The 18,284-nt window shown below is 65.1% G+C and carries 18 protein-coding genes and 2 tRNA genes; 9 read left to right on the top strand and 11 right to left on the bottom strand.

Going from position 1 to position 18,284, the window contains the following annotated elements:
* Positions 1–27 precede the first annotated feature (27 nt).
* On the bottom strand, positions 28–771 hold the full coding sequence (locus ACX9NE_RS00630) for a DUF881 domain-containing protein (RefSeq protein ID WP_459360234.1): 744 nt from the start codon (positions 769–771) through the stop codon (positions 28–30).
* Positions 772–869: 98 nt separating this feature from the next.
* On the opposite strand from ACX9NE_RS00630, the gene crgA reads away from it, so the two are divergent.
* The gene (gene crgA, locus ACX9NE_RS00625) at positions 870–1,151 is read left to right on the top strand and encodes a cell division protein CrgA (protein WP_459360235.1); all 282 of its coding nucleotides are present in this window, start codon (positions 870–872) and stop codon (positions 1,149–1,151) included.
* 178 nt (positions 1,152–1,329) lie between these two features.
* Complete coding sequence (locus tag ACX9NE_RS00620; RefSeq protein ID WP_459360236.1) at positions 1,330–1,743, top strand: PH domain-containing protein; 414 nt, start codon at positions 1,330–1,332, stop codon at positions 1,741–1,743.
* Between the two features lie 99 nt (positions 1,744–1,842).
* Here ACX9NE_RS00620 and ACX9NE_RS00615 read toward each other — a convergent pair whose 3' ends face one another.
* Positions 1,843–2,391 (bottom strand): peptidylprolyl isomerase, encoded by a 549-nt coding sequence (locus ACX9NE_RS00615; protein ID WP_459360237.1) that lies wholly within the window; start codon positions 2,389–2,391, stop codon positions 1,843–1,845.
* Between the two features lie 123 nt (positions 2,392–2,514).
* Here ACX9NE_RS00615 and cwsA point away from each other — a divergent pair, with 123 nt between their 5' ends.
* Positions 2,515–2,940: a cell wall synthesis protein CwsA gene (cwsA, locus tag ACX9NE_RS00610; RefSeq protein ID WP_459360238.1), complete on the top strand. Its 426-nt coding sequence runs from the start codon at positions 2,515–2,517 to the stop codon at positions 2,938–2,940.
* Between the two features lie 81 nt (positions 2,941–3,021).
* Positions 3,022–3,816: an alpha/beta fold hydrolase gene (locus ACX9NE_RS00605; protein ID WP_459360239.1), complete on the top strand. Its 795-nt coding sequence runs from the start codon at positions 3,022–3,024 to the stop codon at positions 3,814–3,816.
* A 133-nt stretch (positions 3,817–3,949) separates the two neighbouring features.
* Here the strand turns inward: ACX9NE_RS00605 and ACX9NE_RS00600 are convergent.
* From ACX9NE_RS00600 to dnaA, 9 genes are all read right to left on the bottom strand, one after another.
* Positions 3,950–4,022 (bottom strand) — tRNA-Ala (locus ACX9NE_RS00600).
* 163 nt (positions 4,023–4,185) lie between these two features.
* A tRNA-Ile gene (locus ACX9NE_RS00595) sits at positions 4,186–4,259 on the bottom strand.
* A gap of 68 nt (positions 4,260–4,327) precedes the next feature.
* A complete protein-coding gene (locus tag ACX9NE_RS00590) occupies positions 4,328–5,179 on the bottom strand; it encodes a DUF3566 domain-containing protein (RefSeq protein ID WP_459360240.1) in 852 nt (283 codons plus the stop codon).
* Between the two features lie 71 nt (positions 5,180–5,250).
* Positions 5,251–7,758 carry a DNA gyrase subunit A gene (gyrA, locus tag ACX9NE_RS00585; RefSeq protein ID WP_459360241.1) on the bottom strand — a complete coding sequence of 836 codons (2,508 nt, stop codon included), beginning with the start codon at positions 7,756–7,758 and terminating at the stop codon, positions 5,251–5,253.
* Positions 7,759–7,804: 46 nt separating this feature from the next.
* Positions 7,805–9,838 carry a DNA topoisomerase (ATP-hydrolyzing) subunit B gene (gene gyrB, locus ACX9NE_RS00580; protein WP_459360242.1) on the bottom strand — a complete coding sequence of 678 codons (2,034 nt, stop codon included), beginning with the start codon at positions 9,836–9,838 and terminating at the stop codon, positions 7,805–7,807.
* A gap of 244 nt (positions 9,839–10,082) precedes the next feature.
* Complete coding sequence (locus tag ACX9NE_RS00575; RefSeq protein ID WP_459360243.1) at positions 10,083–10,622, bottom strand: DUF721 family protein; 540 nt, start codon at positions 10,620–10,622, stop codon at positions 10,083–10,085.
* Positions 10,619–11,770 carry a DNA replication/repair protein RecF gene (gene recF, locus ACX9NE_RS00570; RefSeq protein WP_459360244.1) on the bottom strand — a complete coding sequence of 384 codons (1,152 nt, stop codon included), beginning with the start codon at positions 11,768–11,770 and terminating at the stop codon, positions 10,619–10,621. Before recF ends, ACX9NE_RS00575 begins: the two co-directional genes overlap by 4 nt.
* An 11-nt stretch (positions 11,771–11,781) precedes the next feature.
* Positions 11,782–12,978, bottom strand: a complete 1,197-nt coding sequence (gene dnaN, locus ACX9NE_RS00565) for a DNA polymerase III subunit beta (RefSeq protein WP_459360245.1) — start codon at positions 12,976–12,978, stop codon at positions 11,782–11,784.
* Between the two features lie 525 nt (positions 12,979–13,503).
* Positions 13,504–15,006 carry a chromosomal replication initiator protein DnaA gene (gene dnaA / locus ACX9NE_RS00560; RefSeq protein ID WP_459360246.1) on the bottom strand — a complete coding sequence of 501 codons (1,503 nt, stop codon included), beginning with the start codon at positions 15,004–15,006 and terminating at the stop codon, positions 13,504–13,506.
* A gap of 572 nt (positions 15,007–15,578) precedes the next feature.
* Between dnaA and rpmH the strand changes: the two genes are divergently transcribed.
* From rpmH to ACX9NE_RS00535, 5 genes are all read left to right on the top strand, one after another.
* Entirely contained in the window at positions 15,579–15,722 is a 144-nt protein-coding gene (rpmH, locus tag ACX9NE_RS00555; RefSeq protein WP_082986523.1) for a 50S ribosomal protein L34, read from the top strand.
* A gap of 21 nt (positions 15,723–15,743) precedes the next feature.
* The gene (gene rnpA / locus ACX9NE_RS00550; RefSeq protein ID WP_459360247.1) at positions 15,744–16,106 is read left to right on the top strand and encodes a ribonuclease P protein component; all 363 of its coding nucleotides are present in this window, start codon (positions 15,744–15,746) and stop codon (positions 16,104–16,106) included.
* Positions 16,107–16,114: 8 nt separating this feature from the next.
* Positions 16,115–16,465, top strand: coding sequence for a membrane protein insertion efficiency factor YidD (yidD, locus tag ACX9NE_RS00545; RefSeq protein ID WP_459360248.1), 351 nt, complete (start codon positions 16,115–16,117; stop codon positions 16,463–16,465).
* Positions 16,449–17,588, top strand: coding sequence for a membrane protein insertase YidC (gene yidC / locus ACX9NE_RS00540; RefSeq protein WP_459360249.1), 1,140 nt, complete (start codon positions 16,449–16,451; stop codon positions 17,586–17,588). Before yidD ends, yidC begins: the two co-directional genes overlap by 17 nt.
* Positions 17,589–17,707: 119 nt before the next feature.
* Entirely contained in the window at positions 17,708–18,268 is a 561-nt protein-coding gene (locus tag ACX9NE_RS00535; RefSeq protein WP_459360250.1) for a Jag family protein, read from the top strand.
* Positions 18,269–18,284: the final 16 nt, after the last annotated feature.

The raw sequence follows: 18,284 nt of genomic DNA, 5'->3' as shown, positions 1-18,284 counted from the left end.
GGTACCGTTCGCCCGCGGTGATCGCGGTCAGTAGCCGATCGGACCGATGGGCTGGGCGTAGTGCAGGCGCACCGGTTCGGCGTGCCCGACCACGGTGATCTCGGGCTTGACGTCCTCGCGGTAGCCGAGGCCGAAGCGGACCACATACTGCTTGTAGAGCGTCACCAGGGGAGCCGCGGCCAGGGCCGCCTGCATCGCATCGGCGTTGCCGATCGCGGTGATGGAATACGGCGGACTGTATGTGCGGCCGTTGAGCAGCAGCGTGTTGCCGACACATCGGACCACCGAGGAGGCAATGATCCGCTGGTCCTGCATCTGGATCGCCTCGGCGCCGGCGCTCCACAGCGCGTTGAGGACCCCGTCGATGTCCTGCTGATGCACGACCAGATCGTCGGGAGTCGCGTCGCGGGGGAACCGCCCGTTGGCGTCGCGCTGCGCGTCGTTGAGGACGACCACCAGACCCGGTCCGTGCACCGGGTTCATATCCGCCTCGCCGGCGAGTTCGGCGGCCCGTTTCAGCATCGCCTTGAGGGCCACGTCAGAAGACCGGCCGTGCGCGGCGTCGATCTTCCTGGTCAACGTCTCCCGTTCGGCATCCAGGCGGCTGACCGACGAGCGGGTTTCCCGCACCAGATCGACCAGGCGGGGCGCGTCGCTGCGTCGGATCTCCGCCCCGCCGGAGACCCCGTGGGTGGCAGCCAGCAACAGCCCGGCCAGCAGACACACCAGGGGGACACCGAAGCGCCACGGCGAACGGCGCCGATCGATCATCGTGTCTCCTGTGAGCTAGTCTCGAAGCCGAGCTCTACCTGCATGCAACCGTAATCGTTGCACCCGTCCAGATCTTTGTTGAGGTATCAGAGGTACACATGCCCAAGTCCAAGGTCCGCAAGAAGAATGACTTCACGGTCGGCGCGGTAAGCCGCACACCGGTGAAGGTTAAGGTCGGGCCGTCGAGCGTGTGGTTCGTCGCACTGTTCATCGGGCTGATGCTGATCGGCCTGGTCTGGCTCATGGTCTTTCAGCTGGCCGCCTACGGTCCGAACGCTCCCGCGGCGCTGCACTGGATGACCGAGCTGGGTCCGTGGAACTACGCGATCGCGTTCGCTTTCATGATCAGCGGGTTGTTGCTCACGATGCGCTGGCACTGAGCGTGCGGAATCGTCTTAGACCAGGATTGACGCGAGCGTAATGCATTCAAATCGGGGTGGTTCCCGCGGTGCGCCAGCAACCTTCCGGTCACCCAATCACACGCGTGTGATTCATCCCCACTGTTGATAGCGTCTGTGGATAACCGCATCTGCAATGGTGAGGGGGACCCGGTAGCTCATGCAGCAAACTGAGTGGTCGCCCCCGACGGCCGGAATCGCTGGTTGCGGGATCGGCGGTATCGCGCTGGCTATCGCCGCTGTGACGCTGGTCACAGACCCGCCGGGACGTGTTATCGCGGCGATTGCCGCGGGCGGTTTGCTCCTGTTTGCCGGCGGTTCCTGGCGCGCCCGACCCAAACTGGCAATCACACCCGACGGCCTGGCTGTGCGCGGCTGGTTCCGGACGCAGGTATTTCGGCGGGATGTCATCAAGATCATCCGCATCTCGGAGTTCCGCCGCCACGGCCGCCGGGTGCGCCTGCTGGAGCTCGAAACCGTCGACGGGGGACTGCTCGTGTTGTCCCGCTGGGACCTGGGCACCGACCCGCTGGACGTGCTCGATGCGTTGACCGACGCCGGTTACGCGGGCTAGCTCCGCCCGGGTTGGCCTCACCGGCCGCGAGTGCCCGCGTTTGTCCAGCGACACGCCGGTGCGGGTGGCAATTCGCGGACCCTCGCGGCAGGGCCCGCGTCAGGAAATGGTGATGGACTCGATGGCGACCGGTTCGGTCGGACGGTCGTTGCCGTCGGTGGCGGTGTTGGAGATCGCGTCGACGACACCTCGCGAGTCGGGGTCGATGACTTCACCGAAGATGGTGTGACGCCGATTCAGGTGCGGAGTCGGGCCGACGGTGATGAAGAACTGGGAGCCGTTGGTGCCCGGGCCGGCGTTGGCCATCGCGAGCAGGTACGGCCGGTCGAACTGCAACTCGGGGTGGAACTCGTCGGCGAACTTGTAGCCCGGGCCGCCGCGACCGGTTCCGGTGGGGTCGCCACCCTGGATCATGAAGCCCCGGATCACCCGGTGGAAGACCGCGCCGTCGTAGAACGGGCCCGACGGACCACCCGATGCATTCTGGGTGGAGTACTCCTTGGTGCCCTGTGCCAGGCCGACGAAGTTCGCGACGGTCTTGGGCGCGTGGTTCCCGAACAGGGCGACCTTGATGTCTCCGCGGTTGGTGTGCAGTGTGGCGGTAGCGGTCTGAATGGGGCTGTTAGTCACGGGATCACAGTCTGCCACTAGGCGCCGCCCGGCCCGCAGCCGGTACACGGTCGGCGGCGCGCCAGGGGCGGCCCTCTAGCTCTAGGGCCTCGTTACCTGATAGGACTGCTAAGACTCGAGCAGTACAGCGAAAGGCCGCAGATGAGCGAGAAGGCGCAAGCCTCGTTGACCCCACGCGAGCGACTGACCCGCGGCCTGACCTATTCGGCGGTGGGACCGGTGGATGTCACTCGCGGCGTCGTCGGCCTCGGGGTTCAGTCAGCCCACTCCACCGCGACGGACCTTCGCCGCCGCTACCGGGAGGGCCGGCTGGCGCGCGAACTGGCCACCGCGCAGGAAACGATCGGGCAGGAACTGGCCGCGGCCCAGGAAGTGGTCGCCAACCTGCCGCAGCTGTTGCAGGAAGCCCGGCGCAAACAGCGCCGCAGCAAGAAGCCGTGGCTGATCGCCGGTGGGGTTGTCGTGGTACTGGCCGGCGGCGCAATCGCGTTCAGCATCGTGCGGCGCTCGTCGCAGCCGGAGCCCTCGCCGCTGCCGCCGAGCGTGGACGTGCAGCCGCGCCCCTGACTTCAGCCTGGCATTGAGGTCCATGACGGCGCCGGATCGTCAGTCGGCCTGGCGCTGATTCAGTCGCTAAGTTGGGGTGTCGTGGAGCACCGCTGGATCGAGCGGCCGGACTGTACCGTGCACTACTGGGTGCGGCCGGGCGCCGGGAAGCTAACCGTGTTTTTGCTTCACGGCGCCGGGGTTGATCACGAAATGTTCAATTCGAACCTGGGCGCGGTCCCCGCGGAGGTCGGCATGATCGCCTGGGACGCCCGCGGGCATGGCCGCTCGGTGCTGCCCCCACGTGTGCGATTTCGGTATTCAGCGATGGTGGCGGACTTCTGGGCTGTGTGCGCGGCGGAGGGCGTTGAGCAGCTGATCCCGGTGGGGCAATCCCTGGGTGGGAATCTGGCGCAGACGGTAACCCGGCAACGGCCACGCGCGGTGAGGCGACTGGTCCTGATTGACTGCACCGACAACGCGCAGCAGCTCAGCAGGTTGGAGCGAATCGAGCTCGCGGTGGCCGGGCCGATCCTGGCTGCGTACCCGACACGGATGCTGCTGCGGCAGTCTGCTGCCACCGCCGCGGTCACTCCGGCCGCCCGGTCCTACCTGCGCGAGGCGCTGACACGCACCGGCAAGCGCAGGTTCGTCGACATCATGCGGTTTGCTCCGGACGCGTTGATCGCCGAGCCTGGGCACCGGTTCGGGTGTCCGACCCTGTTGGTTCTCGGCGCCAAGGACCGAACCGGCAACATCGCGAAGGCAATGCGCCGGCGCGCGGCAGCTGACCCGTTGTGCCGGCTTGAGGTCATCCCGGGTGCTGGGCACTTGGCCAACCTGGACCGCCCCGATCTGGTCAACCCACTGCTGACGCGCTTCCTACAGTCGGACTAAACGACGGCCCCCTGTACGGGTCGGATGTCGAGGCCGTCGGGGTGGCCATCAATGCCCTATCAACTCGCGATTGTGCTCAGCGCGACCGATTCGGTAACGTCGTCACAAGCGCTTGAGCTGCACTTTTGCTTTGTGGAGCCTAGGGGAATCGAACCCCTGACACCCGCCTTGCAAAGGCGGTGCTCTACCAACTGAGCTAAGGCCCCTCCGGTTTGTCGGGCACGTCGCCAGGGGCGACATCCGGCGCCACATGCCAGACCTCGACGTCGCGTCGCGAGCGCACCACCGCCGCAGTGGCCGCGCCCAGGGCAGCGGCCGCTGCGAGTGGCAACGTGAACTTGACACGACGTTTTGACGGGCACATGGTCGTGGGCCTAGGAGGACTCGAACCTCCGACCTCTTCGTTATCAGCGAAGCGCTCTAACCGCCTGAGCTATAGGCCCGTACTGCGGGTACGGCCGAGCGACGAGATTACCGCACCGGCCGCCGGACTCCCAAAACGTCTCCCGCCTTAGTCCCGGTCCGCCAACGTCACTTCGATCCCACCGATCAGATCGGTGGTCAGGTTGTAGACGAACGCGGCGATGGTGGCCATCGCCGTCATCAACACGATGTTCACCAGACCGATCAGAACGGCGCCGCCGAAGATGGTTCCGCTCGAGACGAGCTCGCCGCTGCTGCCGCTGGTGTTGTTCAGCAGATCCCCGACATTGCTGTTCAGCTTGGCCCACACGCCCATGCCGCCCAGCACCAGGTAGAGGAACGCTACCGCGATCATCCACACGAAGAACAGCGCCACCGACAGCAACAGTGACACCTTCAGGGTGCTCCACGGGTCGATGCGGCGGATCTGCATGCTGGCCCGGACCGGCCCGCGGGTGCGCCGGGAGCTGACCTGCACGCCGCGAGACTCCCGGGCCTCGCCGCCCGCTGACCGTCCCGTCGTCGCCGGCGTTTCGGCGGTGCGCTCGGGAGCGGACTTGCGTTGCGTCGCTCGCGGGATCGGGCCGGAGAGGTCCGGCAGTTCGCTGGCGTACGCCTCGGCCGGTGGGCTTTCGTTACGCACGGCAGGTACCTCCACCTGTGGGCCGGGCGTCGGTGCCGACGTACCGGAGATGAAACGGTTCAGCCGGGCTTCGGAGCTGGTCGGAGTCCGGACATCGGTGGGCGGGTCGGCCGCCGGACGAGGCCCGGTCTGGGACCCGGCACGGGCCGCCCCCCGCTGCCAGGGCGGCGAGTCCGCGCCCTCGGGTAAGCGACCGGGACCGATCGCCGCATGACGCGCAGCGGCCCGTTCGGCCGCCCCGTCCCCGTTCGGGTTATCACCCTGACTGGGGACGCCCGGCTCGTTCGGTGAACTCACCCCGACTCCTTACATGTCTGCTCAGGTAGCTGAGTCTATGCCGGGTTCGCGGCGTGGCGACCCCCGCCCGGTCAGCTACCCGGCTCCTCGCCGTCGACGTCCGCGTCGGCGCTTTCCTCGGCGTTGCGCGCGATGGCAAGCAGCGTGTCACCGTCGCCCAGGTTCATCAACCGGACGCCCTTGGTCTGCCGCCCGGCCTTGCGGACCTGCTTGGCGGTGGTACGGATGACTCCGCCGACGGAGGTGATCGCGTAAAGCTCGCTCTCGTCGTCGACGATCAATGCTCCGACCAGCCGGCCACGCCGACGGTCGTACATGATCGTCAACACCCCCTTGCCGCCGCGGCCCTGCACCGGATATTCCTCGATGCCGGTGCGCTTTGCGTAGCCCCCGGCGGTGGCGACCAGTAGGTAGGTGCCCTCCCGTACGACGTTGAGCGACAGCAAGCGATCGTCGGTGTTGAACCGCATGCCCTGGACGCCCGACGTGGCTCGGCCCATCGGCCGCAGTGCCTCGTCGGTCGCCGAGAACCGGATGGATTGCCCGTTGGCCGACACCAGCAACAGGTCCTCTTCGGCAGAACACAACACCGCGCCGACCAGTTCGTCGCCGTCGCGCAGGTTGACAGCCACGATCCCGCCGGAACGGTTGGAGTCGAAGTCGGTGAGTTTCGACTTCTTCACCAATCCGTTCCTGGTGGCCAGCACGAGGTAGGGCGCATCCTCGTAACTCTTGATCTGGATGACCTGCGCGATGCGCTCCTCGGGCTGGAAGGCCAGCAGGTTGGCAACGTGCTGACCGCGCGCGGTGCGGGAGGCCTCCGGCAGCTCATAGGCCTTGGCCCGGTAGACCCGGCCCTGCGTGGTGAAGAACAGGATCCAGTCGTGGGTGGAGCACACGAAGAAGTGCCGCACGATGTCGTCCTGTTTGAGCCCGGCACCCTGCACGCCCTTGCCGCCGCGCTTCTGGCTGCGGTACAGGTCGGTCTTGGTGCGCTTGGCGTAGCCGGTTTCGGTGATGGTGACGACGACGTCCTCGCGGGCGATCAGATCTTCGTCGCTGACGTCGCCGTCGGCGGCGATGATCCGGGTGCGACGGTCGTCGCCGTGCTTTTCGACGATCTCACCGAGTTCGTCGCGCACGATGCCGCGCTGACGTTCCGGTTTGGCCAGAATGTCTTCCAGATCGGCGATTTCGGCTTCGATCTTGGCCAGATCGTCGACAATGCGCTGGCGTTCCAGGGCCGCCAGGCGCCGCAGCTGCATGTCCAGGATGGCCTGGGCCTGGATCTCGTCGATGTCGAGCAACTCGATCAGGCCTTGGCGGGCGATGTCGACGGTCTGCGAGGCCCGGATCAACGCGATCACTTCGTCGAGTGCGTCGAGCGCCTTGACCAGACCGCGCAGAATGTGTGCCCGCTCGTTGGCTTTTCGCAACCGGTAGGTGGTGCGCCGGACGATGACGTCGAGTTGGTGTTCGACGTAGTAGCGGATCATCTGGTCCAGGCGCAGGGTGCGCGGCACCCCGTCGACGATGGACAGCATGTTGGCCCCGAAGCTGGTCTGCAGCTGGGTGTGCTTGTAGAGGTTGTTCAGCACCACCTTGGCTACGGCGTCGCGCTTGATCTCCACCACGATGCGCAGCCCGACGCGGTCACTGGATTGGTCCTCGATGTTGGAGATACCGGCCAGCCGGCCGTCGCGGACCTGTTCGGCGATCGAGGTGATGAAGTTGTCGTGGTTGACCTGGTACGGCAATTCGGTGATCACCAGCGACGTGCGGCCGCGCGAATCTTCTTCTACCTCAACGACTCCGCGCATCCGGATGGAACCGCGGCCGGTCGTGTAAGCATCGGAGATGCCCTGGTTTCCGACGATCAGGCCGGAGGTGGGGAAGTCGGGCCCTTTGACCCGTTCCATGCACGCGGCGAGCGTCGCCTCTTCGTCGGCCTCGTAGTTCTCCAGGCACCAGAACACCGCCTCGGCGAGCTCGCGCAGGTTGTGCGGCGGGATGTTGGTGGCCATGCCGACGGCGATGCCGCCGGACCCGTTGGCCAGCAGGTTGGGGAACCGGCTGGGCAGGACGGTGGGCTCCTGCACCCGCCCGTCGTAGTTGGGGATGAAATCGACTGTCTCCTCGTCGATTTCGCGCAGCATCTCCATGGCCAGCGGGGTCAGCCGGGCCTCGGTGTACCTCATCGCGGCCGGCGGGTCGTTGCCCGGCGAGCCGAAGTTGCCCTGCCCGTCGACCAGCGGATAACGCAGCGACCACGGCTGCGCCATCCGCACGAGAGTGTCGTAGATCGAGGCGTCACCGTGCGGGTGGTAGTTACCCATCGTTTCGGCGACCGAGCGTGCCGACTTGGCGTGGCTGCGGTCTGGCCGAAAACCGGAGTCGTACATGGCATACAGCACCCGACGGTGCACCGGCTTGAGGCCGTCGCGAACCTCCGGCAGGGCGCGCCCGACGATCACGCTCATCGCGTAATCGATGTAGCTGCGCTGCATCTCCTGCTGAATATCGACCGGTTCGATCCGGTCGACCGGCCCGTCACCGGGAGGCAGCGTTGTGTCAGTCATAGATTCCTCGTCTACCGGTCGAAACGCGGATAAGGGTCAGACGTCGCTAGACATCAAGGAAGCGAACGTCCTTGGCATTACGGGTGATAAAGCTCCGGCGGGCCTCCACGTCCTCGCCCATCAGGATGGAGAACAGCTCGTCGGCGGCGGCGGCGTCGTCCAGGGTCACCTGGCGCAGCACTCGCACCGAGGGGTCCATGGTGGTTTCCCACAGCTCCTTGGCATCCATCTCGCCCAGACCCTTGTAGCGCTGGATGCCGTCTTCTTTGTTGATCTTCTTGCCCGCCTTCATACCGGCCTCCAACAACCCGTCGCGCTCGCGGTCGGAGTAGGCGAACTCGGGCTCGGAGCGCTGCCACTTCAGCTTGTACAGCGGCGGTTGCGCCAGAAACACATGGCCGTGCTCGAGCAGGGGCCGCATGAAGCGGAACAACAACGTCAGTAGCAGCGTCGAAATGTGTTGTCCGTCAACGTCGGCGTCCGCCATCAGCACGATCTTGTGATAGCGGAGTTTGGTGATGTCGAACTCGTCGTGAATCCCGGTGCCCAGCGCGGTGATGATGGCCTGGACTTCGGTGTTCTTCAGTACCCGGTCGATGCGGGCCTTCTCCACGTTGATGATCTTGCCGCGCAGCGGGAGAATCGCCTGGAACATCGAGTCGCGGCCGCTCTTGGCCGAGCCGCCGGCCGAGTCACCCTCCACGACATACAGTTCGGACTTGCGGGGATCGGTCGACCGGCAGTCGGCCAGCTTACCGGGAAGCCCGCCGAGATCGGTTGCACTTTTACGCCGCACCAACTCTCGCGCCTTGCGTGCGGCGATTCGCGCCTGGGCCGACGAGACCGCTTTATTCACAACCGTTTTAGCTTCCGAAGGGTTGGCCTCGAACCAGTGGGTCAGCTGCTCGTTGCAGACCTTCTGCACGAACGACTTGACCTCGGTGTTGCCCAGCTTGGTCTTCGTCTGGCCCTCGAATTGGGGCTCGGCCACCTTCACCGAGATCACCGCGGCCAACCCTTCCCGGATGTCATCGCCGGTGAGGTTGGGGTCCTTGTCCTTCAGCAGCTTCTTGTCTTTGGCGTACTTGTTGACCACTGACGTCAGTGCGCTGCGGAACCCTTCTTCGTGGGTGCCACCTTCGTGGGTGTTGATGGTGTTGGCGAAGGTGTGCACCGACTCCGAGTAACCGCCGTTCCACTGCATCGCGATCTCGACCTCGTGGCCGGTGCCTTTGCCGTCGAAGTCGATGATGCTCTGCTGGATCGGACTCTTGGTGCGGTTGATGTGCTTGACGAAATCAACCAGACCGCCGGGGTAGTGAAAGGTCCGGTGCTTCACCTTGTGCGGCGCCTTGGATTCGGCCGCCTTCTCCTCCGCGGATTTCGGCGCTTCGGCGGTGTCGCTGACCACCTCGTCGACGACTTCGTCCTGCTCGACCCGCTCGTCGGTGAGATTGATGGTCAGACCCTTGTTCAGGAACGCCATTTCCTGCAGCCGGCGGGCAACGGTCTCGAAGTCATATTGGGTTGTCTCGAAAATCTCGGGGTCCGCCCAGAACCTGATCGTGGTCCCGGTCTTCTTGGTGGCCTCTCCTTGCTTGAGGGTGCCCGGCACCGCGCGGTCGTAGTACTGCGACCATTCGTACCCGTCGCGCTTGATGTCGACTTCCAGCCGGGTGGACAGCGCGTTGACCACCGACACACCCACGCCGTGCAAACCGCCACTGACGGTGTAGCCGCTGTTCTCACCACCGAACTTGCCGCCGGCGTGCAGTTGCGTCATGACCACGTCCACCGTCGGCGCTCCGGTGGAGTGCATGGCCACCGGAATCCCGCGACCGTCATCGGCGACCTCGACACTGCCGTCGTCGAGCAGACGCACGTCAACCTTGGTGGCGTAACCGGCCATCGCCTCGTCCACCGAGTTGTCGACGACCTCCCAGATGAGGTGGTGCAAACCACGCTCCCCGGTGGAGCCGATATACATGCCCGGGCGTTTGCGGACGGCCTCCAGACCCTCGAGGACGGTGATGGCGGAAGCGCCGTATTCGTTTTGTGCCTTCTTCTTCTGGGCAGCCACGGTCGGAATGGTCTCCTTGGGGTTGCATGCGAGCGGTCACCTCACCGCAGCGGTCGCATCCGTCTACTCTACCGTGAACCACCGTCAGGACCGATTTTGTGGGCGCGTTTCCGCCCATCTGATTGCGCCGTGCGCTTAATTTCTGCACAGTCGCCGCGTCCCGACGTTCCAGCCAAGGGTTCGTCAATTTCTGGCGGCTCTCAGACGGCTGCGGTTTGTGTCCTGTTCACCCGGTGCAACCGGTCTAGCCGTAGGTGTCGCGCGGGCCCCGGCCGGCGACATGACGAGGCCCCTTGCGCCACGACGGCGCCGCCGGGCCGGTGATCTTCAGCGACATCACCACACCGTTGCCGACGGCGGCAGCGATCTTGGCCAGAATCTGAGCCTGCATCAGTCGCAGCTGGGTCGCCCACGCGGTCGATTCGGCCGTCACGCTGAGCACGCCGTCGTGCAGTGCCCTCGGGGCGGCATGTTCGGCGATCTGGGCGCCGACCACCGCCGTCCAATGGCCGAAGACGGCGCCTTCGGCGACGTGTGGGGTCCAGCCCTGCTGCTTGGCCAGGTCGCGGGCCAGCCGTCCCAGTGGCTGGGGATCACGCGAATCCGGTCCCGGCCCCGACCAGCTGCGCCGACTCCCGTTGCCGCGGCGGCGCGGCATAGGCGCGGTCCGGCCGCGCCCGGCATCTTGTCCCCGATCGCGGGCGGCGGCGCGGGCCTCCTCGAGAGTGCGGCGCACCAGATCGATACCGCGCTGGTTGACGGTGCCCTGATCGTCGTCCGTCATTCCCACACCTCCGATACCGGACCGCTTTGACTGTCATGGAGCTCGACGCGCACCCGTCTCGTCTCAAACCCGTCGGGCACGTCCTCGGGCACGGCCGCAGTCACCAGCACCTGTTCAGCGGATTCTGCGACGGTGGCCAGCGCCCGGCGGCGCCTGGTGTCCAGCTCCGCGAAGACGTCGTCCAACAGCAACACCGGGTCGCTGCCCTCGGCGCGCAACAATTCGTAAGCGGCCAACCGCAACGCGACCGCGAATGACCACGATTCACCGTGGCTGGCGAAACCCTTCGCGGGCTGGTCACCGAGCCGCAATTCCAGTTCGTCGCGGTGCGGACCGACCAGGCAGACGCCTCGTTCCAGTTCGGCGGTTCGGCGCGCCGCCAGGGCACTCAGCAACACGGCCTCCAGGGATTGCCGGTCCGTGCCAGAACCTGGCTCGACGAAATCCGTACTGGCCCGATAACATATTGCGGCCGAACGAGATTCGGGTGCCAATAGCTGGTAGGCCTTCGCCACCTCCGGCGCCAACTGGTTCACCAAGTCGATTCGCGCGGCCATCAACGCGGCACCGTGCTCGGCCAGTCTGCTGTCCCACACCTCGAGGGTGTCCAACGCGCCCTGATCGCCGCGGAACCGGGCACCGGACAACGATTTCAGCAATGCGGTGCGCTGTCGGAGCACCTTGTCGTAGTCGGCCCGTACCGCAGCGATGGTCGGACGCCGCAACGTCGCCAAATCGTCCAAATATCGGCGTCGATCCGCTGGATCACCCCGCACCAACGCCAAGTCCTCCGGAGCGAACAACACCGTCTGCAGCACCCCGAGGACTTCGCGGGTACCGCGTACCGGGGACCGGTTCAGCCTCGCCTTGTTGGCCCGTCCCGCGGCGATCTCGAGATCGACCGCACATTCCCTCCCGTCGTTCACCACGATGGTCGACACCACCGCACGGTCGGCGCCGAAACGGATCAACGGTGTGTCGGTACCGACTCGATGTGAGTTCAGCGTGCTCGAATACCACAGCGCTTCAACAAGATTGGTCTTGCCAAAACCGTTGCGCCCGACGAACACGGTGCGTCCGGGAGCCAGGTCGAGATCCGCACGCGCCCAGGATCGAAAATCCCGCAATCCCAAATGCCGGACGTACACGCCCCCACCGATCAGCCGGGCAGCCGCACCGGCATCAGCAGATACACGTAATCCGTGGGCACAGCGGGGAACGGGCCGCTGCCCGTGGGCACCGGATCGTCGGCGAAGGCGGGTCGCAGCAACGCAGGCTTACCCGGAGTGGTGAAACCGAACGACACCCGCTCGGAGTGCAACGAGCCCAGCCCGTCGGTCAGATAGGTCGGATTGAAAGCGATCGTCAACGGTTCGCCGGCGTAATCCACCGCAAGATCTTCCTCTGCGCGGCCGACATCATCGGCGCCGGCGGACAGGCGCAGCATTCCGTCTTCGAATTCCATCCGGATCTGGGCACCCCGGTCAGCCACCAGCGCCACCAGCTTGATCGCCTCGGTCAACTCTGCGACGTTGATCGTGGCGACCGCGGTGTGCTCGGCGGGCAGCAGCTGGCGGAACTTCGGGAATTCGGCATCCAGCAGTCGAGTGGTGCTGCGCTTTCCGCTGCCGGTGATACCCAACAGCCCGTCCTTGCCGACTCCCGCGCCGGCGCCCAATGACAACCGAACCTCCGAACCGTCCGCGCCGGCCTTTGCCGCTTCGGCCAGCGTCTTGGCCGGTACCAGCACCGCGGCCTCGATGTCCGGCGATAACGCCGCCCAGGTGAGTTCGCGCACCGCCAGCCGGAACCGGTCCGTCGCCGCCAAAACTACCGTCTCGCCAGAGATCTCGACCCGGATACCGGTCAGCATGGGCAGGGTGTCGTCCCGCCCGGCCGCGATGGCCACCTGCCCGATCGCCTCGGCGAACAACTCCGCGGGCAGCGTTCCGGTCTCTTCCGGCAGTGTCGGCAGCGTGGGATAATCCTCCACCGCCATCGTCGGCAGCGAGAACCGGGCGCTGCCGCAGGTCAGTGCGACACGATTGCCATCGGCGTAAAAATCGACCGGCTTGTTGGGCAACGCCCTGGTGATATCGGAGAGCAGCCGACCGGATACCAAAACACTTCCCGGAGAGGCGATTTCAGCAGCAACCTGAACTTCGGAGGAAACCTCGTAGTCGAAGCCGGAGATGGTCAGGCCGTCGTCCGAGCCGGTGAGTAACACACCGGAGAGCACCGGCACCGTCGGCCGGGACGGGAGATTCTTGGCCACCCACGACACCGCGTCGGCGAAGGACTCCCGCACTAAACGAAACTTCAAGTCGGTGACAGCCCGTGTTGTAGCCGCGTCCATTGCGTCCCTTCACCTAACGTGACTTCCAAGTAGTGCCCAGCTCCCCCGCGTGGCGTTGGGGACCCTCCGTGACGAACGCCGACGGCGAGTCATTCGCCGCGACAACCGCAACAGCAGTCGAACAACAACCGTAGAGCTTCTGCGGCCAACTTGAAAGCTAACCGGCAAGGGCGACAAATCAGGTTGGCAGGGGCGCTGCGCACCGTCGGCTATCGATGTCCCCAGGCGCTTGCTTCGAACGAGAAACAACGTAGAGAACTCAATAACAGTATTAAGGGCTGTGCAATCTGGGGACAGCCGGGTCTTGCCCCAGCGTGAGGGCGGCTGAGGTTATGGATGACTGTGGATGCGACTGTGTGCGTCGCGGTGCACGGTTGGGGAGAAATGACCGGTGTGCACCGGCGCGCGGGTGGTGCACTCCATTGTGGGCCGTTTGTGCACAGAGCTACCCACACGATCGCAGTGTTGCGGATGTGACCTGAGGGAGAGAAGTTTTTTGCAGAAAATCGCGCTGGGGACGTCGTTTCAGCGCTTCGAGCGCTGCCGGATACGCGTGGTGAGTTCTTTCACGTTGTCGAAAATCTCGCGGCGTTCGGCCATCTCGTTGCGGATCTTGCGTTCGGCGTACATCACGGTCGTGTGATCGCGTCCAAACGCTTGGCCGATCTTGGGCAGCGAAAGGTCGGTGAGTTCGCGGCAGAGGTACATCGCAATCTGCCGGGACTGGGCTAACGGGCGGGCCTTGCCGGGGCCCCGCAATTCCTCGACCGTGGTGTCGAAGTACTCGGCGGTGGCGGCCATGATGGTGGCCGCGCTGATCTGCATACCGCTGGCGTCGGCGATCAGGTCGCGCAACACGATCTCCGCGAGTGACTTGTCGATCGCGGTCTTGTTCAGCGAGGCGAATGCGGTGACCCGGATGAGGGCGCCTTCGAGTTCGCGGATGTTGCGTTCGATGCTGCTGGCGATGAGTTCGAGGACATCGTCGGGTACCGCGAGCCGCTCGACTTGTGCCTTCTTGCGCAGGATGGCGATGCGGGTTTCCAGATCGGGCGGCTGCACATCGGTGATCAATCCCCACTCGAAGCGGGTACGCAGCCGGTCTTCGAGCGTGGCGAGTTGCTTGGGCGGCCGGTCGGAGGAGATGACGATCTGTTTGTTGGCATTGTGCAGCGTGTTGAAGGTGTGGAAGAACTCTTCTTGGATGCCATCCTTGCCCTCGATGAACTGGATGTCATCGACGAGCAGCACGTCGACGTCGCGGTAGCTGCGTTTGAAGGAGACCTTGCGGTCGTCGCGCAAGGAGTTGATGAAGTCGTTGGTGAATTCCTCGGTGGAGACGTACTTGACTCGCATGCCGGGGAACAGCCGCTGGGCGTAATTGCCGGCGGCGTGCAGCAGGTGGGTCTTGCCCAGGCCGGACTCACCCCAGATGAACAGCGGGTTGTAGGCCCGAGCGGGCGCTTCGGCGATGGCCAGGGTGGCCGCATGAGCGAACCGGTTGGACGAGCCGATGACGAAGGTGTCGAACGTGTACCGCCGGTTGAGGCTGGTTCCGGAGGCGGCGGCCGTGTCGGTGGCGCTGGGGCGTTCGGTGAAGTAACTCGGCCAGGTCTGGCCAGTGCCGGCCACGGTGTCGCCGTGATCCTCGTCGTTGTCGACGGCTGGGCCGTCGGCCGGGTCCGGATCCTCGGCCGGCGTGTCGGCAGCGGCGAAGGCGCCGTCGTCGTCGGCGGGCGGCGGGGCAATCCGCACGCCGAGTTGAATCTGTTGCCCGAGGCGACGGCTCAAGGCGTCGGTGATCGGCGCGCGCAGATGCCGTTCGATCTCGTTCTGGACGAACACGCTCGGTACGGAAAGCAGAGCAAACCCCTCGACGATGGTGAGTGGTTGCACAAGCTTCAGCCATGCCCTTTGCTGGGCGGACAGGGGAGCGGCGAGGGTGGACCCGTTACCAGACTCACCGTTGAGTTCGGAGACGACCGCGTTCCATACCGTGGCGAATCCGGAGCCGGGGTCATCGGTCAACGACGCATCTCCCTGCTCCGACGGCCGAAGTACAACATTCGGTAAGCAACAATGAACCTGTCCACATGGTTATCCACAGATGTGGAAAGGAAGGTCTGTAACAAGCCGCAGCCTACCGGCCACGGCTCGCGATCTTCGTGCTGTAGACAACCATGAGATTGTCCGATCAGCTAGTCGATCCGCCATCCTCGCTTCAGTGTCATTGTCGACAGAGTTCCAAGTTCGTATCGGCTTGGAAACTACCCCGCCCGAAGCTAACAGTTTTCGCTGCGGCTGCCAACAGTTCTTTGTATTCTGCTGGCGTTCTTCATGATCCTGCGATCCGGCGGTGTCCTGGGATAGCGCGGTCTGCGCGAGCTGGTTGATTGTTCTGAGTCAGTTGGGGCGGGCGAGGTTTGACCAGGCGAAGCCTCGTCAGTACCCTCGAACAGTCGCCCGAACGTCGGCGATACGGCTGCGACCCGGAATCAGTATTCCCGGGGACCGCGCCGGCCAGCAAGCGAGAACACCTTCGCCCACGAGTGAGTATCAGCGGGCGGACTGTTTATGCCATACACAGCGAGGAGAACGCGGTGGCCAAGGGCAAGCGGACTTTCCAGCCGAACAATCGGCGGCGTGCCCGCGTTCATGGATTTCGGCTGCGGATGCGCACCCGTGCCGGGCGTGCCATTGTTTCCAACCGGCGTGCTAAGGGTCGCCGCGCTCTAACTGCCTGATCGCAATTCGGGTTTCCAGCGGTGCTTTCCGCACGGAACCGCATGAGGCGGTCGACCGAGTTTGACGCGACGGTGAAGTATGGGATGCGCACGGTGCAGCCCGACGTCATCGTGCACGTCCGTCGGGCGGGTGAGCGGGAAGACAGCCAGGGGCCACGGGTCGGCCTGATCATCGCCAAGCGCGTCGGCACCGCGGTGCAACGGCACCGCGTGGCACGGCGCCTACGGCATGTCGCGCGTCCGATGGTGGAGAGGTTGCATCCGCGTGATCGTGTGGTGATCCGCGCATTACCCAGCAGCCGGAACGTGTCGTCGGCGTGGTTGGGGGAGCAGTTGCGGAGCGGGTTGCGGCGCGCGTTCGAACTGGCGGGTACCGAGCGGTGAGCGGCTCGATGAGCGACCCGGTAGCCCTGGTTCGGTCGCGTGGTGCGGTAGGCACCGCGGTTGCGCGGGGGTTGATCTACCTGATCGAGCTCTACCGGCACATGGTGTCGCCGCTGCGCCCACCGTCGTGCCGGTTCATTCCTACCTGCAGTCAATACGCCGTCGACGCGCTTGCCGAGTACGGACTTCTCCGCGGGACTTGGCTGACGGTAGCCCGGCTCGCCAAGTGTGGCCCCTGGCATCGGGGAGGATGGGATCCGATTCCGGAGCGCCGTGGGTGCCCGGTCCACGTGGACGTATCGGCTGGTGTGGTCGAGGACCACTCGGCGAAGCAAGGGGAGAGTGACTCTGTTGTTTGATTTCTTCAGCCTGGACTTCGTCTACTACCCGGTGTCATGGATCATGTGGCTCTGGTACAAGGCGTTCGCATTCCTGCTGGGTCCGGATAACTTCTTCGCCTGGGCACTGTCGGTGATGTTCCTTGTTTTCACGTTGCGGGCGCTGCTGTACAAGCCGTTCGTTCGTCAGATCCGGACCACCCGGCAGATGCAGGAACTGCAGCCGCAGATCAAGGCTCTGCAGAAGAAGTACGGCAAAGACCGGCAGCGGATGGCCTTGGAGATGCAGAAGCTGCAGCGTGAACACGGATTCAATCCGATCCTGGGCTGCTTGCCGATGCTGGCGCAGATCCCGGTTTTCCTGGGGCTCTACCACGTGCTGCGCTCCTTCAACCGCACGACGGGCGGGATCGGGCTGCAGTCGATGTCGGTGGAGCAGAACAAGCTCATCGGGAACTACGTTTTCACCGCGATCGATGTGCAGAACTTTTTGAAAGCCAACCTGTTCGGGGCGCCGATCGGGGCGTCGATGACGCAACGCGGCGGGTTGGATGCGTTCGAACACTTCAGCCGGCCCGCGGTGATCGCGGTCGGAGTTCCGGTGATGATCCTGGCCGGAGTCGCGACCTACTTCAACAGCCGCGCCTCGGTGGCCCGGCAGAGTCCCGAGGCGGCGGCGAACCCGCAAACGGCGATGATGAACAAGCTGGCGCTGTACGTCTTTCCCTTGGGCGTGGTAGTCGGTGGTCCTTTCCTGCCGCTGGCCATCATCTTGTACTGGTTCGCCAACAACATCTGGACGTTCGGCCAGCAGCACTACGTCTTCGGGATGATCGAAAAAGAAGACGACGCCAAGAAGCAAGAGGCACTCGCACGCCGGGCGGCGAACGCGCCAGCGCCCGGCGCCAAGCCCAAGCGGCCCCGAACGGCTTCGGCGGCCGGCAGCGGACAGGCTGTCGACACCGAGTCCGGGGAGTCGGGCCCGGCCGATGTGGGGGAGGCCGTGGCCGACGATGCGGTCGAGGACAAGCCGACACCCAAGGCGCCGCAGGCTCCCGCGAACAAAGCCAACTCGTCGAACCGAAGTAGCGGTCCGGGCCGAGCGCCGCGGCCCGGAGCACGGCCGAAGAAGCGCCGACGGTAGCCGACGCGCCGGAACTTGCCGGGGCGGTCCACCTCGCTGGACATCCCCATGAACACCCAGCAAGACAACCGCGGCGCGACGCCGCGAACACCAACCCGTGGATGAGGGGAGAGGAAGCCATGACGGACGCTGACACGACTGAACTCGAATCGGACCTCGAGTCGGACACGACCGCGAAGGGCGCCGAAGATGACGAGGCCGATGAATCGGACGATCTCGAAGAGCGCTTGGTCGCCGAAGGCGAGATCGCCGGGGACTACCTGGAAGAGCTGCTGGACCTGTTGGACTTCGACGGTGACATCGATCTGGACGTCGAGGGCAACCGTGCCGTGGTCAGCATCGACGGCAGCGACGACTTGAACAAGTTGGTCGGTCGCGGCGGGGAAGTACTCGATGCCCTACAGGAGCTCACCCGCCTCGCGGTGCACCAGAAGACCGGGGTGCGTAGCCGGCTGATGCTCGACATCGCTAGCTGGCGTCGGCGGCGTCGCGAAGAGTTGGCGTCGTTGGGTGACAAGGTGGCGCGCCGGGTGGCGGAAACAGGCGAGCGCGAGGCGCTGTCACCGATGACGCCGTTTGAGCGCAAGATCGTGCATGACGCCGTGGCGGCGGTGCCGGGCGTGCACAGCGAGAGCGAGGGCGTGGAGCCGTCTCGTCGGGTTGTTGTGCTGCGTGACTGATTCGTGACCATGGGTG

The organism is Mycobacterium sp. ML4 (assembly GCF_054515735.1).
This window is presented reverse-complemented; position numbering and strand designations above follow the sequence as displayed.

Excerpts from the sequence above, each read along its gene's own strand:
- ACX9NE_RS00630 (WP_459360234.1), bottom strand. The coding sequence starts at position 771 with ATGATCGATCGGCGCCGTTCGCCGTGGCGCTTCGGTGTCCCCCTGGTG.
- crgA (WP_459360235.1), top strand. The coding sequence starts at position 870 with ATGCCCAAGTCCAAGGTCCGCAAGAAGAATGACTTCACGGTCGGCGCG.
- ACX9NE_RS00620 (WP_459360236.1), top strand. The coding sequence starts at position 1,330 with ATGCAGCAAACTGAGTGGTCGCCCCCGACGGCCGGAATCGCTGGTTGC.
- cwsA (WP_459360238.1), top strand. The coding sequence starts at position 2,515 with ATGAGCGAGAAGGCGCAAGCCTCGTTGACCCCACGCGAGCGACTGACC.
- gyrA (WP_459360241.1), bottom strand. The coding sequence starts at position 7,758 with ATGACTGACACAACGCTGCCTCCCGGTGACGGGCCGGTCGACCGGATC.
- ACX9NE_RS00575 (WP_459360243.1), bottom strand. The coding sequence starts at position 10,622 with ATGACGGACGACGATCAGGGCACCGTCAACCAGCGCGGTATCGATCTG.
- dnaN (WP_459360245.1), bottom strand. The coding sequence starts at position 12,978 with ATGGACGCGGCTACAACACGGGCTGTCACCGACTTGAAGTTTCGTTTA.
- yidD (WP_459360248.1), top strand. The coding sequence starts at position 16,115 with ATGAGCGACCCGGTAGCCCTGGTTCGGTCGCGTGGTGCGGTAGGCACC.
- ACX9NE_RS00535 (WP_459360250.1), top strand. The coding sequence starts at position 17,708 with ATGACGGACGCTGACACGACTGAACTCGAATCGGACCTCGAGTCGGAC.